The sequence below is a fragment of the Kineococcus rhizosphaerae genome (genome assembly GCF_003002055.1).
Taxonomy (GTDB): domain Bacteria; phylum Actinomycetota; class Actinomycetes; order Actinomycetales; family Kineococcaceae; genus Kineococcus; species Kineococcus rhizosphaerae.
Genome location: NZ_PVZF01000012.1, coordinates 161,658 through 174,478, shown reverse-complemented (window position 1 = coordinate 174,478; position 12,821 = coordinate 161,658). Strand labels below are relative to the sequence as shown.

Annotated in this window: 13 protein-coding genes and 1 tRNA gene; 9 read left to right on the top strand and 5 right to left on the bottom strand. The window is 73.7% G+C overall.

The window, feature by feature from the left end; genetic code table 11:
- Positions 1 to 14: 14 nt before the first annotated feature.
- Positions 15 to 758 carry a zinc ribbon domain-containing protein gene (locus CLV37_RS21235; RefSeq protein ID WP_106214253.1) on the bottom strand — a complete coding sequence of 248 codons (744 nt, stop codon included), beginning with the start codon at positions 756 to 758 and terminating at the stop codon, positions 15 to 17.
- Positions 759 to 766: 8 nt separating this feature from the next.
- A complete protein-coding gene (locus tag CLV37_RS21230) occupies positions 767 to 1,627 on the bottom strand; it encodes a Nif3-like dinuclear metal center hexameric protein (protein WP_425433629.1) in 861 nt (286 codons plus the stop codon).
- Positions 1,628 to 1,665: 38 nt separating this feature from the next.
- On the opposite strand from CLV37_RS21230, the gene CLV37_RS21225 reads away from it, so the two are divergent.
- Positions 1,666 to 1,738, top strand: a tRNA-Val gene (locus tag CLV37_RS21225).
- Positions 1,739 to 1,741: 3 nt separating this feature from the next.
- On the opposite strand, the gene CLV37_RS21220 is transcribed toward CLV37_RS21225, so the two are convergent.
- Together CLV37_RS21220 and CLV37_RS21215 are read right to left on the bottom strand one after the other, a co-directional pair.
- Positions 1,742 to 2,251: a redoxin domain-containing protein gene (locus tag CLV37_RS21220; protein WP_211298835.1), complete on the bottom strand. Its 510-nt coding sequence runs from the start codon at positions 2,249 to 2,251 to the stop codon at positions 1,742 to 1,744.
- Entirely contained in the window at positions 2,197 to 2,625 is a 429-nt protein-coding gene (locus CLV37_RS21215) for a DUF3052 domain-containing protein (protein ID WP_106214176.1), read from the bottom strand. Before CLV37_RS21215 ends, CLV37_RS21220 begins: the two co-directional genes overlap by 55 nt.
- Before the next feature lie 182 nt (positions 2,626 to 2,807).
- Here CLV37_RS21215 and fdhD point away from each other — a divergent pair, with 182 nt between their 5' ends.
- The 8 genes from fdhD to fabF all read left to right on the top strand — a co-directional run bounded on the left by fdhD (position 2,808) and on the right by fabF (position 12,028).
- On the top strand, positions 2,808 to 3,680 hold the full coding sequence (gene fdhD / locus CLV37_RS21210; protein WP_106214249.1) for a formate dehydrogenase accessory sulfurtransferase FdhD: 873 nt from the start codon (positions 2,808 to 2,810) through the stop codon (positions 3,678 to 3,680).
- An 86-nt stretch (positions 3,681 to 3,766) separates the two neighbouring features.
- Positions 3,767 to 6,520 carry a pyruvate dehydrogenase (acetyl-transferring), homodimeric type gene (aceE, locus tag CLV37_RS21205; RefSeq protein ID WP_106214174.1) on the top strand — a complete coding sequence of 918 codons (2,754 nt, stop codon included), beginning with the start codon at positions 3,767 to 3,769 and terminating at the stop codon, positions 6,518 to 6,520.
- A 12-nt stretch (positions 6,521 to 6,532) separates the two neighbouring features.
- Positions 6,533 to 6,970: a hypothetical protein gene (locus CLV37_RS21200; RefSeq protein ID WP_106214172.1), complete on the top strand. Its 438-nt coding sequence runs from the start codon at positions 6,533 to 6,535 to the stop codon at positions 6,968 to 6,970.
- Positions 6,971 to 6,986: 16 nt separating this feature from the next.
- A complete protein-coding gene (locus tag CLV37_RS21195) occupies positions 6,987 to 8,213 on the top strand; it encodes a PucR family transcriptional regulator (RefSeq protein ID WP_245885526.1) in 1,227 nt (408 codons plus the stop codon).
- 54 nt (positions 8,214 to 8,267) lie between these two features.
- A complete protein-coding gene (locus CLV37_RS21190) occupies positions 8,268 to 9,230 on the top strand; it encodes an ACP S-malonyltransferase (protein ID WP_106214170.1) in 963 nt (320 codons plus the stop codon).
- Positions 9,227 to 10,318 carry a beta-ketoacyl-ACP synthase III gene (locus CLV37_RS21185; protein WP_106214168.1) on the top strand — a complete coding sequence of 364 codons (1,092 nt, stop codon included), beginning with the start codon at positions 9,227 to 9,229 and terminating at the stop codon, positions 10,316 to 10,318. Before CLV37_RS21190 ends, CLV37_RS21185 begins: the two co-directional genes overlap by 4 nt.
- A gap of 88 nt (positions 10,319 to 10,406) precedes the next feature.
- On the top strand, positions 10,407 to 10,652 hold the full coding sequence (locus CLV37_RS21180) for an acyl carrier protein (protein WP_106214166.1): 246 nt from the start codon (positions 10,407 to 10,409) through the stop codon (positions 10,650 to 10,652).
- A 104-nt stretch (positions 10,653 to 10,756) separates the two neighbouring features.
- The gene (gene fabF / locus CLV37_RS21175; protein WP_106214164.1) at positions 10,757 to 12,028 is read left to right on the top strand and encodes a beta-ketoacyl-ACP synthase II; all 1,272 of its coding nucleotides are present in this window, start codon (positions 10,757 to 10,759) and stop codon (positions 12,026 to 12,028) included.
- Positions 12,029 to 12,127: 99 nt separating this feature from the next.
- On the opposite strand, the gene CLV37_RS21170 is transcribed toward fabF, so the two are convergent.
- Positions 12,128 to 12,634 carry a DUF3145 domain-containing protein gene (locus tag CLV37_RS21170; RefSeq protein ID WP_106214162.1) on the bottom strand — a complete coding sequence of 169 codons (507 nt, stop codon included), beginning with the start codon at positions 12,632 to 12,634 and terminating at the stop codon, positions 12,128 to 12,130.
- Positions 12,635 to 12,821 lie beyond the last annotated feature (187 nt).

Genomic DNA, 12,821 nt, shown 5'->3' with positions numbered 1-12,821 from the left:
CGACGGCTTCTCGCTCACAGCCCCGACTCCTCGGTGCGCACGAGGATCCGCCCGCACTCCTCGCAGAACACGACGTCGTCGGACGCCGCCTTGCGGATCTCGGCGAGGTCGGAGGCGTTCAGCTCCAGCTGGCACCCGCCGCACCGGCGCGAGCGCAGCAACGCGGCCCCCACCCCGCTGCGGGGCGCGCGGACCTTCTCGTACAGGGCGACCAGCGCGTCGTCGACGCCCATGGCGATGGCCTGCCGACGGGCCAGGACCGCCGTCTCCTCGGAGGCGATCTCGGCCAGGGCGGCGTCCTTGCGGACGGTGACCTCCTCGATCTGCTCGGCCAGCTCACCGTCGGTCGTCGTGAGCTCGGCCGCGGCGAACTGCACCTGCTCCAGCCGCTCCAGGACGACGAGCTCCTCGTCCTCCAGGACCGTCTGGCGGCGGGCGAGGGACTCCAGCTCGTGCTGCAGGGCCTGCAGGTCCTTGGACGAGCCGACCCCGGCCTCGAGGCGCTTGGTGTTGCGCTCGGCGCGGTCGCGGACCTGGGCGACGTCGGCCTCGGCCTTGGCGACCTGACGCTCGACGTCGCTCACGAGGGTGCGCGCGGCGACGAGCATGTCGGCCGAACGCTGCCGTTCCTTCTGCAGACTCGCGAGCTCGGCCTGCTCGGGCAACGTGGAGCGGCGGTGCGCGAGCTGCGCCAGACGGGTGTCGACGCTCTGCAGGTCCAGCAGGCGCTGCTGGTCGATCGCCGGAGCCTTGGGCATCAGCCGGCTCACTCTCCTCGGCTGGGGACGCGCAACGTCCAGGGATCGGTGCGCGTGGTGGACACGTGGGCTGCCACGGTACGGCCGTCGGCGGCCAGGGCCACCACCAGGCGGTCGGCGCACCCCGCGAGCCAGGGCCACTCGCTGGCCCAGTGGGCGACGTCGACGAGGTACGGGCGGCCGTCCTCGAAACCGGCCCGTTCGCGGGCCTCCGAGGCGGGGTGGTGGCGCAGGTCGGCCGTGACGTAGACGTCGGCGCCGCTGGCGCGGACCTGGTCGAAGAGGCTGTCGCCCGAGCCGCCGCACACCGCGACGCGCTGCACGAACGCGTCGGGGTCGCCGGCGAGCCGGATCCCCTGCTCGGTCGCCGGCAGCGCGGCCGCGACCCGGTCGGCGAAGTCGCCGAGCCGTTCGGGGGCCGCGAGGTGGCCGACGCGGCCGATGCCGAGGTCGGGGCGGCCGGGCAACGGGTCCAGCGGGACGAGACCGTCGAGGTCGAGGACCCGGGCGAGGGCGTCGGAGACGCCCGGGGCGCCCGCGTCGGCGTTGGTGTGGGCGACGTGGATCGCCAGCCCGGCCCGGACGGCGCGGTGCAGCACAGCACCCTTGAACGTCGTGGCGGCCACCGAGTTCACCGGCCGCAGCAGCAGCGGGTGGTGGGTCACGAGCAGGTCCGCCCCGGCGGCGATCGCCTCCTCCACGACCTCCAGGACGGGGTCGACGGCGAAGTGGACCTTCGCGACGGGCGCCGCGGGATCACCGCAGACCAACCCCACCGCGTCCCACGGCTGCGCCCACTCCCGCGGGTGCATCGCCTCGATCGCGTCGACGACCTGCTGCACCGTCGCTGGCTGGGGGGACTGCGGGATCACGGGGCCTGAGACTAACGGTTACCGTGGTCCCGCAGGGGCCTGTAGCTCAGTTGGTAGAGCACCGCGCTTACACCGCGGCTGTCGTCGGTTCGAGCCCGGCCGGGCCCACCCTCAGACCTCCAGGGCGGCCAGGTGCGCCTTCAGCGACCTCGGCGCCCCGGCCTGCCCGCGCAGCGTCCAGCGCACGACCCCGTCCGCGACGAGCAGCGAGAGCCGCTGCGCCACACCGAGTTCGGCGTCGAAGGCGCCCAGGGCACGACTGACCTGCCCGTGCGGCCAGAAGTCGCTGAGCAGGGGGAAGGGGTAGACGCGGTCCTCGCCCCAGGCCCGCAGGGCCGGGACGGGGTCGCACGACAGGGCCGCGAGCTGGACGCCCGCGTCGTCGAAGCGGTCGATCTCGAACGCCAGCGCGCCGAGCTCGGCGGTGCAGTGCGTGGAGAACGCCGCGGGCACGCACACCAGCAGCACCGGCCCCTGCTCCCACAGCTCGCGCAGGGCGAGCCGGTCGCCGTGCTGGTCCGCCAGGACGGTGTCGGGGACGGGAAAGCCGTCCCCGACCTCCAGGTTCAGCGGCGCCCGCTCTTGGGCGTGGTCATGCGCGTGCCGGCCCAGTTCGCGCACGCGCTCACGCTGGACGTCGCGTGCAGGCCGGCCGTCGGCGCCGCCTCGTCGATCTCGGAGGCGTTGACGTTGCCGGGACGGCCCTTCTTGGGCGTCAGGAGCCACACGATCCCGCCGTCGGCGAGGTTGGTGATGGAGTCGACGAGGGCGTCGACGAGGTCGCCGTCCCCTTCCCGGTACCAGCACAGGACGACGTCGGCGACGTCGTCGGCGTCCTCGTCGAGCAGCTCACTGCCCACGAGCTCCTCGACGGCCGCCCGGAAGTCCTCGTCGACCTGCTCGTCCCAGCCGAACTCCTGGACCAGTTGCCCCGGTTTGAAGCCCAGCTTGGCCGCTGCGGCCACATCCGCCGCAGGGTCCGCGGTCGCACCCACTGATGTCCTACCTTCCTCCTGGCCCCCTGCAGGCGGGGGCTCACGACGCTCTTGACCTCCTAGTGGAGCGGAGGAACGGGGCTGCGCGCAAGACGGAGCGCCGCGCGGGCCCCTCGCGGCGGCGCCGGGCGCCCCTCCAGCGCTCCTGTCCGGGCCCAGGGTGAGACAGTGGGTCCGTGGCGATCTCCTCGGTCCGGGCGCGCACGACGCGGCTGGACCTGAGCACGGGCACGGCGTCCGAGCGCGCCGACACCCTCGCCGTCGAGGAGCCGCTGCAGCTCGAGGTCGACGGCGAGCAGCTGACCGTGACGATGCGCACCCCCGGCCACGACGTGGAGCTCGCCCTGGGCTTCCTGCACGCCGAGGGGCTGCTCACGAGCGCCGACGACGTGGTCGCGATGCGGCACTGCACCGACGTGGGCCCCGACGGGGCGCCGACGTACAACCTGCTGCAGATCGGCGCCCGGCCGGGCAGCCGGCTGGCCGGGGACCGGGTGGCCCGCCCGTTCCCCACGACGTCGGCGTGCGGGGTCTGCGGCTCGGTCAGCGTCGAGGACGTGCTGTCCCGCGCGCCGGCCGCACCGACCGGCACCGACGACGTCCGGGTCCGGGCCGAGGTCCTGGCCGCCCTGCCCGACGCCCTGCGGGCCGCGCAGTCGACGTTCGAGCGCACGGGCGGGCTGCACGCGGCCGGGCTGTTCACGGCCGACGGCGACCTGCTGTGCGTGCGCGAGGACGTCGGGCGGCACAACGCCGTCGACAAGGTGGTCGGCTGGGCCCTGCGCGAGGGGCGGCTGCCGCTGCGCGCGGACGTGCTCGTGGTCTCGGGCCGCGCGTCCTTCGAGCTCGTCCAGAAGGCGGCGATGGCCGGGGTGCCGGTGCTCGTCGCGGTGTCCGCGCCGTCGTCGCTGGCGGTGTCCCTGGCCCGCGGGGCCGGCATGACCCTGCTCGGTTTCGTGCGCCCGCCCCGCGCCAACGTCTACGCGGGTGAGCACCGGGTCGACGTCGCAGCGGGGACCGGGGTGGGCCGGCCTCCGACGTCCGTCCTAACCTGAACCCACCAGCTGGGTCCGACGCACCCCCCACCGCTGACCGCGAGGGGGTCCGGCGGGCCCTCGACGAATGCGGGAGGACCACCACCGTGGCCAGACGCGATGAAGCGGGAGCACCCGCCGGCAAGGGCCCCATCCTCAACGGCCTGCCGTCGCAGTTGCCGGACATCGACCCCGAGGAGACGGCCGAGTGGCTGGCCTCCCTGGACGGGATCGTCGACGAACGCGGCCAGAACCGCGCGCGCTACCTCATGCTGCAGCTGCTGCAGCGTGCGCGTGAGCGCCAGGTGGGCGTGCCCAGCCTCACCGCGACCGACTACATCAACACCATCGGCCCCGAGTCCGAGCCGTGGTTCCCCGGGGACGAGGACGTCGAGCGCCGCTACCGCGCCTGGATCCGCTGGAACGCGGCGGTCATGGTGCACCGCGCGCAGCAGCCCGGCATCGGCGTGGGCGGCCACATCTCCACCTACGCGTCGTCGGCGACGCTGTACGAGGTGGGCTTCAACCACTTCTTCCGCGGCAAGGACCACGCCGGCGGCGGGGACCAGGTCTTCATCCAGGGCCACGCCTCCCCCGGGGTCTACGCGCGCGCCTTCCTCGAGGGCCGGCTGTCCGCCGAGCAGCTCGACGGGTTCCGCCAGGAGGTCTCCAAGGCCCCCAACGGCCTGTCGTCCTACCCCCACCCCCGGCTCATGCCGGACTTCTGGGAGTTCCCGACGGTCTCGATGGGCCTGGGCCCGGCGAACGCGATCTACCAGGCGCAGTTCAACAAGTACCTGCACAACCGCGGCTTCAAGGACACCTCCCAGCAGCACGTGTGGGCCTTCCTGGGCGACGGGGAGATGGACGAGCCGGAGTCGCGCGGCTTCGCCCAGCTCGCGGCCTACGAGGAGCTCGACAACCTGACGTTCGTCGTCAACTGCAACCTGCAGCGCCTCGACGGCCCGGTGCGCGGCAACGGCAAGATCGTCCAGGAGCTGGAGGCGTTCTTCCGCGGCGCGGGCTGGAACGTCATCAAGGTCCTGTGGGGCCGGGAGTGGGACACCCTGCTCGCCGCCGACCACCAGGGCGCCCTGGTCAACCTCATGAACGCCACCCCCGACGGGGACTACCAGACGTTCAAGGCCGAGAACGGCGCGTTCGTCAAGGAGAACTTCTTCGGCCGCGACCCGCGCACGGCCAAGCTCGTCGAGGGCATGACCGACGACGAGGTCTGGAACCTCAAGCGCGGCGGCCACGACTACCGCAAGGTGTACGCGGCGTACCAGGCGGCGGTGAACCACACCGGTCAGCCGACGGTGATCCTGGCCAAGACCATCAAGGGCTACGGCCTGGGGCCGCACTTCGCCGGCCGCAACGCCACGCACCAGATGAAGAAGCTGACGCTGGAGGACCTCAAGCTCCTGCGCGACTCGCTGCGGATCCCGATCAGCGACGAGCAGCTGGAGAAGGACCCCTACCGCCCGCCGTACTTCCACCCCGGTGACGGCGACGAGGCCATCCAGTACCTGCGCAAGCGCCGCGCCGACCTCGGCGGGCCCGTCCCGCAGCGCCGCGTCCAGCACGCCCCGCTGCACCTGCCGTCGGACGACTCCTACAAGATCGCGGCCAAGGGGTCGGGCAAGCAGGAGATCGCCACGACGATGGCGTTCGTCCGGCTGCTCAAGGACCTCATGCGGGACAAGGAGTTCGGCGCCCGCGTCGTGCCCGTCATCCCCGACGAGGCCCGCACGTTCGGGATGGACTCGCTCTTCCCGACGATCAAGATCTACAACCCGCACGGGCAGCAGTACACCTCCGTGGACCGCGAGCTCATGCTCGCCTACAAGGAGTCCGAGCAGGGTCAGATCCTGCACGTCGGCATCAACGAGGGCGGGTCCATCGCGGCCTTCACCGCGGCCGGGTCGTCGTACGCGACGCACGGGCAGCCGATGGTCCCGATCTACGTCTTCTACTCGATGTTCGGGTTCCAGCGCACCGGGGACAACATCTGGGCCGCGACGGACACCATGGCCCGCGGGTTCATGATCGGTGCCACCGCCGGGCGCACGACGCTGACCGGCGAGGGCCTGCAGCACGCCGACGGCCACTCGCTGCTGCTGGCGGCGACGAACCCGGCGGTCGTCTCCTACGACCCCGCCTACGCCTACGAGATCGGCCACATCGTCAAGGACGGTCTGCGCCGGATGTACGGCGAGGACCCCGAGAACGTCATCTACTACCTGACGGTCTACAACGAGCCGATGGTCATGCCCGCCGAACCGGAGGGCGTGGACGTCGAGGGCATCCTGCGGGGGATGCACCGCATCGCGGTGGGCGAGGGCGACGGTCCGCGGACCCAGCTCCTCGCCTCCGGCGTGGGGGTGCCGTGGGCCCTGGAGGCCCAGCAGCTGCTGAAGGACGACTTCGGGGTCGTCGCCGACGTCTGGTCGGTGACGAGCTGGAACGAACTGCGGCGCGACGGCCTGGCCTGCGACGAGCACGCGTTCCTCAACCCGGGCGACGAGTCGAAGGTGCCCTACGTCACGCAGAAGCTGAAGGACGCCCCCGGGCCGGTGGTGGCCGTCAGCGACTGGATGCGCCAGGTGCCCGACCAGATCGCGCAGTGGGTCCCGGGCGAGTTCGCCTCCCTGGGCGCCGACGGGTTCGGGCTGTCCGACACCCGCGCCGCCGCCCGGCGCTACTTCCACATCGACGGTCCCTCCGTCGCGGTCCGGGCGCTGGAGATGCTGGCCAAGCGCGGCGAGGTCGACTGGCGCGCGCCGGGTCAGGCCATCGAGAAGTACCAGCTGCACGACGTGCGCGCGGGCCGCAGCGGCAACGCCGGCGGCGAGAGCTGAGGTGAGCCCGCGGTGACGAGCCGGCAGCTGCTGCCCGAGGAGGTCGGGGTGACCGTCCTCGGGCGGCTGCTGCTGGTCGGCTTGGGGGCGGGCGGGCTCGTGGGCGGTGCCACGGGCGCCGTCCTGGGCTCCGGCGCCCCCTTCGGGCACTGGGACGCCGTCTTCGTGTACGCGGGGGTGCTCGTCGGACTGCTGGCCGGGGTCCTCACCCAGTCCGTCACCGCCCTCGTGGTCCACGTCGTGCACCGCCGGGTGCAGTGGGAGACCGTGCTGCGCACGGCGCTGCTGCCCCCGCTGGTCGGGTCCGGCGCGCTCGTGCTGGCGGTCGGTTCGGCCCTGCCGCCCGACCTCGCCTTCGCGGGGGCGGTCGCCGCCGTGTCGCTGGCCGCGGCCGTCTCCCTGGGCACGGTCCGCTGGTGCCTGTCCCCGTACCTGCTGCCCGACTGGTAGCCCCTACGCTCGCAGGGTGCCTGCCGACCGGACCGACCTGTCGCCCGCGACGGTCCGCCGCCTGGAGGCCGCCCAGGGCTCCTTCGCCTCCGCCATCACGGCGCGGATGGACCAGGCCCACCCCTGGTACACCGACCTGCCCGCCGACGAGCGCTCCTGGGTGGGCCTGGTGGCCCAGGCCGGGTTCGGCGACTTCCTGCGGTGGTTGTCCGAACCCGACCCGGAGGTCCTGGCCAAGACGACGGTCTTCGGCACCGCCCCGCGCGAGCTGATGCGCTCGGTCACCCTCCAGCAGACCGTGGAGCTGGTGCGCACGGCGATCACCGTCGTGGAGGAGGGGCTGGACGCCGTCGTCGGCGACGGCGACCCGGCCGAGCAGGTCCTGGCCCGGGAGGCGCTGCTGCGCTACTCCCGCGAGGTGGCCTTCGCCGCCGCCGCGGTCTACGCCCGCGCCGCCGAGACCCGCGGGGCCTGGGACGCCCGCCTGGAGGCCCTCGTCGTCGACGCGGTCCTGCGCGGCGACGGCGAGGACACCATCGCCTCCCGCGCCGCCGCCCTGGGGTGGACGCTGGTGGCCCCCACCACGGTCGTGATCGGGCCGGCCGCCGAGCAGGAGTCCGCGAGCGCCGTCGCGCGGGTCCGGTCCCTGGCCCGCGAGGACGGCGGCGAGGCCCTCGTCGGGGTGCAGGGCGACCGCCTGGTCGTGGTCCTGTCCGGTGCCCTGGACGCGCACGCCACGGCGGAGAAGCTGGCGGCCGGTGAGTTCGGGCCGGGGCCGGTCGTCGTGGGCCCGACGGTCTCGAGCCTGCCGGTGGCGGCGCGCTCGGCGCGCGCGGCGCAGGCGGGGGTCGTCGCGGCCCGGGCCTGGCCGGAGGCGCCGCGACCGGTCCTGGCCGACGACCTGCTGCCCGAGCGCGCCCTGTCGGGGGACGCGACCGCCCGGCGGGCACTGGTGGACCGGGCCTACGCCCCGCTGCTGGAGGCCGGGGGCTCGCTGCTGGAGACTCTGACCGCCTACCTCGCCCACGGAGGGTCACTGGAAGCGTGCGCGCGGTCGCTGTACGTACACGCCAACACGGTGCGCTACCGGTTGCGGCGCGTCGCAGAGGTCTCGGGGTGGACGCCGTCGGCCCCCCGGGAGCGTTTCGTGCTGCAGACGGCCCTCGCGCTCGGTCGCCTCTCGCACGTCCCCGGGGCGGCGCGGAGCACGCGGTTGGAGGAAACCTACAAGTCTGGCGGGTGAACTCGGTGAGCGTCGTGACCGCGCCGCGGGGCCCGCGGGAGGCAGGGTGAGCGGGTGCTCGTCTTCGTCTTCCCCGGCCAGGGCTCCCAGTCGCCCGGCTTCCTCGCTCCCTGGCTCGAACTGCCCGGGGTCGCGGACCGGCTGCGCTGGGCCTCGGCCGTCGTCGGTGACGACCTCGTGGCGCACGGGACGGTGTCCGACGCCGACACCCTGCGCGACACCGCCGTCGCCCAGCCGCTGATCGTCGCGGCGGGTCTGCTGGGGCTGCGCGAGCTGTTCGCCTCCCCCGCCGAGCTGGCCGGTGCCGCGGGCGCCGTCGCGGGCCACTCCGTGGGCGAGCTCACCGCCGCCGCCGCCACGGGCGCCCTGACCCCCGAGCAGGCCCTCGTCCTGGTCCGCGAACGGGGCCGGGGCATGGCCGCGGCCGCGGCGACGACGCCCACCGGCATGAGCGCGGTCCTGGGCGGGGACGCCGACGAGGTCGCCGCCCGGCTCGCCGAGCTGGGCCTGACCGCGGCCAACGCCAACGGCGGGGGCCAGACCGTCGCCGCCGGGACGCTGGAGGCGCTGGCCGCCCTCGCCGGGAACCCCCCGGCCAAGGCGCGGGTGATCCCCCTGCAGGTCGCGGGCGCCTTCCACACCGAGCACATGGCCCCCGCGGTCGGCGCCCTGGAGCAGCTGTCCGCCGGGATCGACCCGGGCACGGCGGCGCTGCCGATCGCCGCGAACGCCGACGGCGAGCTCGTGACCGACGGCGCGCAGTTCCTGCAGCGCCTCGTGGCGCAGGTCTCCCGGCCCGTGCGCTGGGACCTCGTGACCGCGACCTTCGCCCGCCTCGGGGTGACCGGCTTGATCGAGGTGCCCCCCGCGGGGACGTTGACCAACCTGGCCAAGCGCACACTGAAGGGTGTGGACGTGCTGGCGCTGAAGACGCCGGACGACCTGGACCGGGCCCGCGCCATGATCTCCGACCACGGTGGCGTGGCCGCCACCCTCACGACGGAGGCCGCTCTGTGACCGCTCTGACGAACGCCCCCACGCGCGAGGCGCGCATCCTCGGCATCGGCGCGCACCGTCCGCCGCGCATCATCGACAACGACGAGGTGTGCACCTGGATCGAGAGCTCGGACGAGTGGATCCAGCAGCGCACCGGCATCAAGGCCCGCCGCTGGGCCGCCCCCGACGTCTCGGTCGTGGACATGAGCGAGGACGCCGGCGCGAAGGCGCTGGCGGCGGCGGGCCTGACGGGCTCCGACGTCGACGCCGTCATCCTGGCGACCGTCTCCTACCCGTTCCAGACCCCGGCCGCGGCGGCCGTCGTCGCGCACCGGCTCGGCGCGACCCCCGCGGCGGCCTTCGACATCTCCGCCGGCTGCGCCGGGTTCTGCCACGGCATCGCCCTGGCCACGGACCTCGTGCGCGGCGGGACGGCCCGCAACGTGCTGGTGGTCGGCGCCGAGAAGCTGTCCGACTTCACCGACAAGCACGACCGCTCGACGGCCTTCCTCTTCGCCGACGGCGCCGGTGCGGCCGTCGTCGGGATCTCCGACGAGGTCGGCGTCGGGCCGACGGTGTGGGGCTCGGACGGCGGCCAGTCGGAGCTGATCAAGAGCAAGTTCTCCTGGCTGGAGCTGCGCGACGTCATCGACGGCACCGCGAAGGCCTCCCCGGACCCGATCGCGACCGCCACCGCGGCCGAGCCGGAGTCCGCCGACGAGTCCGGGCCGCAGCCCGAGGACGCTCCCGGCTGGCCCTACCTGGAGCAGCAGGGCCAGTCGGTGTTCCGCTGGGCCGTGTGGCAGATGGCTCCCGTCGCCCAGGCCGCGCTCGACGCCGCCGGCGTCAGCGCCGACCAGATCGACGTCTTCGTCCCCCACCAGGCCAACGCGCGCATCATCGACGCCATGGTCAAGCAGCTCAAGCTGCCCGAGACCGTGCACGTCGCCCGCGACATCGTCGACATGGGCAACACGTCGGCGGCCTCGATCCCGTTGGCGATGGAGCGCGCGATGGCCGACGGGGACGCCCCCTCGGGCGGTCTCGCCCTGCTGATCGGTTACGGCGCGGGCCTGTCCTACGCCGCCCAGGTCGTCCGGCTCCCGTAGCCGGCTGCTGTTCTCCTGGCCGCGATCCCCGCGGTCAGGTCGTTCCGGCGTCCCGAACGGGTCGCCGTCCACACGGATGGAGCCACGCATGGCCAGTGAGCAGGAGATCCTCAGCGGTCTCGCCGAGATCGTGAACGAGGAGACGGGCCTGCCCACCGACAGCGTCGAGTCGGACAAGTCCTTCACCGACGACCTCGACATCGACTCGCTGTCGATGATGACGATCGTCGTGAACGCGGAGGAGAAGTTCAGCGTCCGCATCCCCGACGAGGACGTGAAGAACCTGCGCACCGTCGGCGACGCCGTCGCCTACATCTCGCAGGCCCAGGGCTGAGAAGCACCACCGGCACGACACGCACCACAGGGGCCGGCCCGCACCCGCGGGCCGGCTCCCCGCACCACCCACGCCGTCCGAGTTCCAGGAGGAGCTGACCGACCATGACCACGACCCCGTCGACCTCGTCGAAGTCGTCGCGCCGCGTCGTCGTCACCGGGCTGGGGGCCACCACTCCGCTCGGCGGCGACGTGCGCACCAGCTGGGAGGCCGCGCTCGCGGGCCGTTCCGGGGCGCGCCCCATCACCGACGACTGGATCAACGAGTTCGAGCTGCCCGTGACGTTCGCCGCCCAGGCCGCCGTGCGCGCCGACAGCGTGCTGGAACGCCGGGAGATCAAGCGGTTGGACCCGTCCCAGCAGTTCGCGGTCATCGCCGCCCGCGAGGCGTGGGCCGACGCCGGCTCCCCCGAGGTCGACCCGCTGCGCCTCGGTTCGGTCGTCGCGACCGGCATCGGCGGGATCTGGACCCTCCTGACGGCGTACGACACGCTGAAGGAGAAGGGCGCTCGGCGCGTCCTGCCCCTGACCGTCCCGATGCTCATGGCCAACGGCCCGACGGCCGCGATCAGCATCGAGTTCACCGCCCGCGCCGGGGCGCACACCCCCGTCAGCGCGTGTGCGTCCGGGGCCGAGGCCATCGCGTACGGCGTGGACATGATCCGCACCGGGCGGGCCGACATCGTCATCTGCGGGGGGACGGAGGCGGCGATCCACCCGCTGCCCATCGCCTCCTTCACCTCGATGCACGCCATGAGCAAGCGCAACGAGGACCCCGAACGGGCCTCGCGGCCCTTCGACACCGCCCGCGACGGCTTCGTGCTCGGGGAGGGTGCCGGGATCCTGGTCCTGGAGTCCGAGGAGCACGCCACGGCCCGCGGCGCGCGCATCCACGCCGAGGTCCTGGGCGCCGGGCTGTCCGCGGACGCCTACCACGTGGCCGCGCCCGAGCCCGAGGGCGCGGGGGTCAGCCGGGCGATCCGCGACGCGCTGGCCCAGGCCGGCCTGTCGGCGCGCGACGTCGTCCACATCAACGCCCACGCCACCTCCACGCCCGTCGGGGACGTCGCGGAGGACAAGGGCCTGCGCCTGGCGCTCGGCGACGCGGTCGACGGCATCGCGGTGTCGGCGACGAAGTCCATGACGGGTCACCTGCTGGGCGCGGCCGGGGCGGTGGAGAGCATCTTCACGATCCTCGCGCTGCGCGACCGGGTCGCCCCGCCGACGATCAACGTCGACGACCTCGACCCCGAGGTGTCCCTGGACGTCGTCCGCAAGGAGTCGCGCCCGCTGCCGGCCACGGGGACGCTCGTGGGCCTGAACAACGCGTTCGGCTTCGGCGGCCACAACGTCAGCGCGGTGTTCGCCGCCGGCTGAGGCGTCCCCACCCCCGCGCAACGCACACGTCGCGCCCGCCGGGCCTGGTCCGGCGGGCGCGACGTGTGCGTTGCGCGGGGCTCTGCCGGGTGTGCGGTCTCAGCCGACCTGGTGCAGCCAGCGGACGGGCGTGTCGTCCCCGGCGTGGCGGAACGCCTCGAGCTCGCAGTCCCAGGCCTCACCGACGGCGAGCGCGAGGGCGCGACGAGCCCCCGCGGCGTCACCGGTGGTCAGCAGTTCCATGGCCGCGTGGACGCGGTCCTCGGGGACCTGGACGTTGCCGTGGACGTCGGTCGCGGCGTGGAAGATCCCCAGCGCGGGGGTGTGGCTCCAGCGGCCGCCGTCGCAGCCGGGGGACGGTTCCTCGGTCACCTCGAAGCGCAGGTGCGCCCAGCCGCGCAGCGCGGAGGCCAGCAGGGCACCGCTGCCCTGCGGCGCCTGCCAGGAGTACTCGGCCCGCAGGCAGCCCGGAGCGACCGGCTGGCCCGTCCACTCGAAGGACGCGCGCACGCCGAGGACACCGCCGGCTGCCCACTCGATGTGCGGGACGAGCGCTCGCGGTGCGGAGTGCACGAAGAGCACGCCGCGGGTCGTCGCACCGGACATGCCTGGCTCCTTCTGCGTCGGTGTGAGGGACGTCTTCCCCAACGACCTCACGACACGCAGGGCGGAACCCGCAGTGGTGCTCCAACTACACGGTGTGCAGCTTCGTACTGCGGCCCATCATGCCTCACGGATCAAGCTCAGGTCCACGACACGCGCTGCCGATGGAGCACTCGGACCCGTGCCCGAA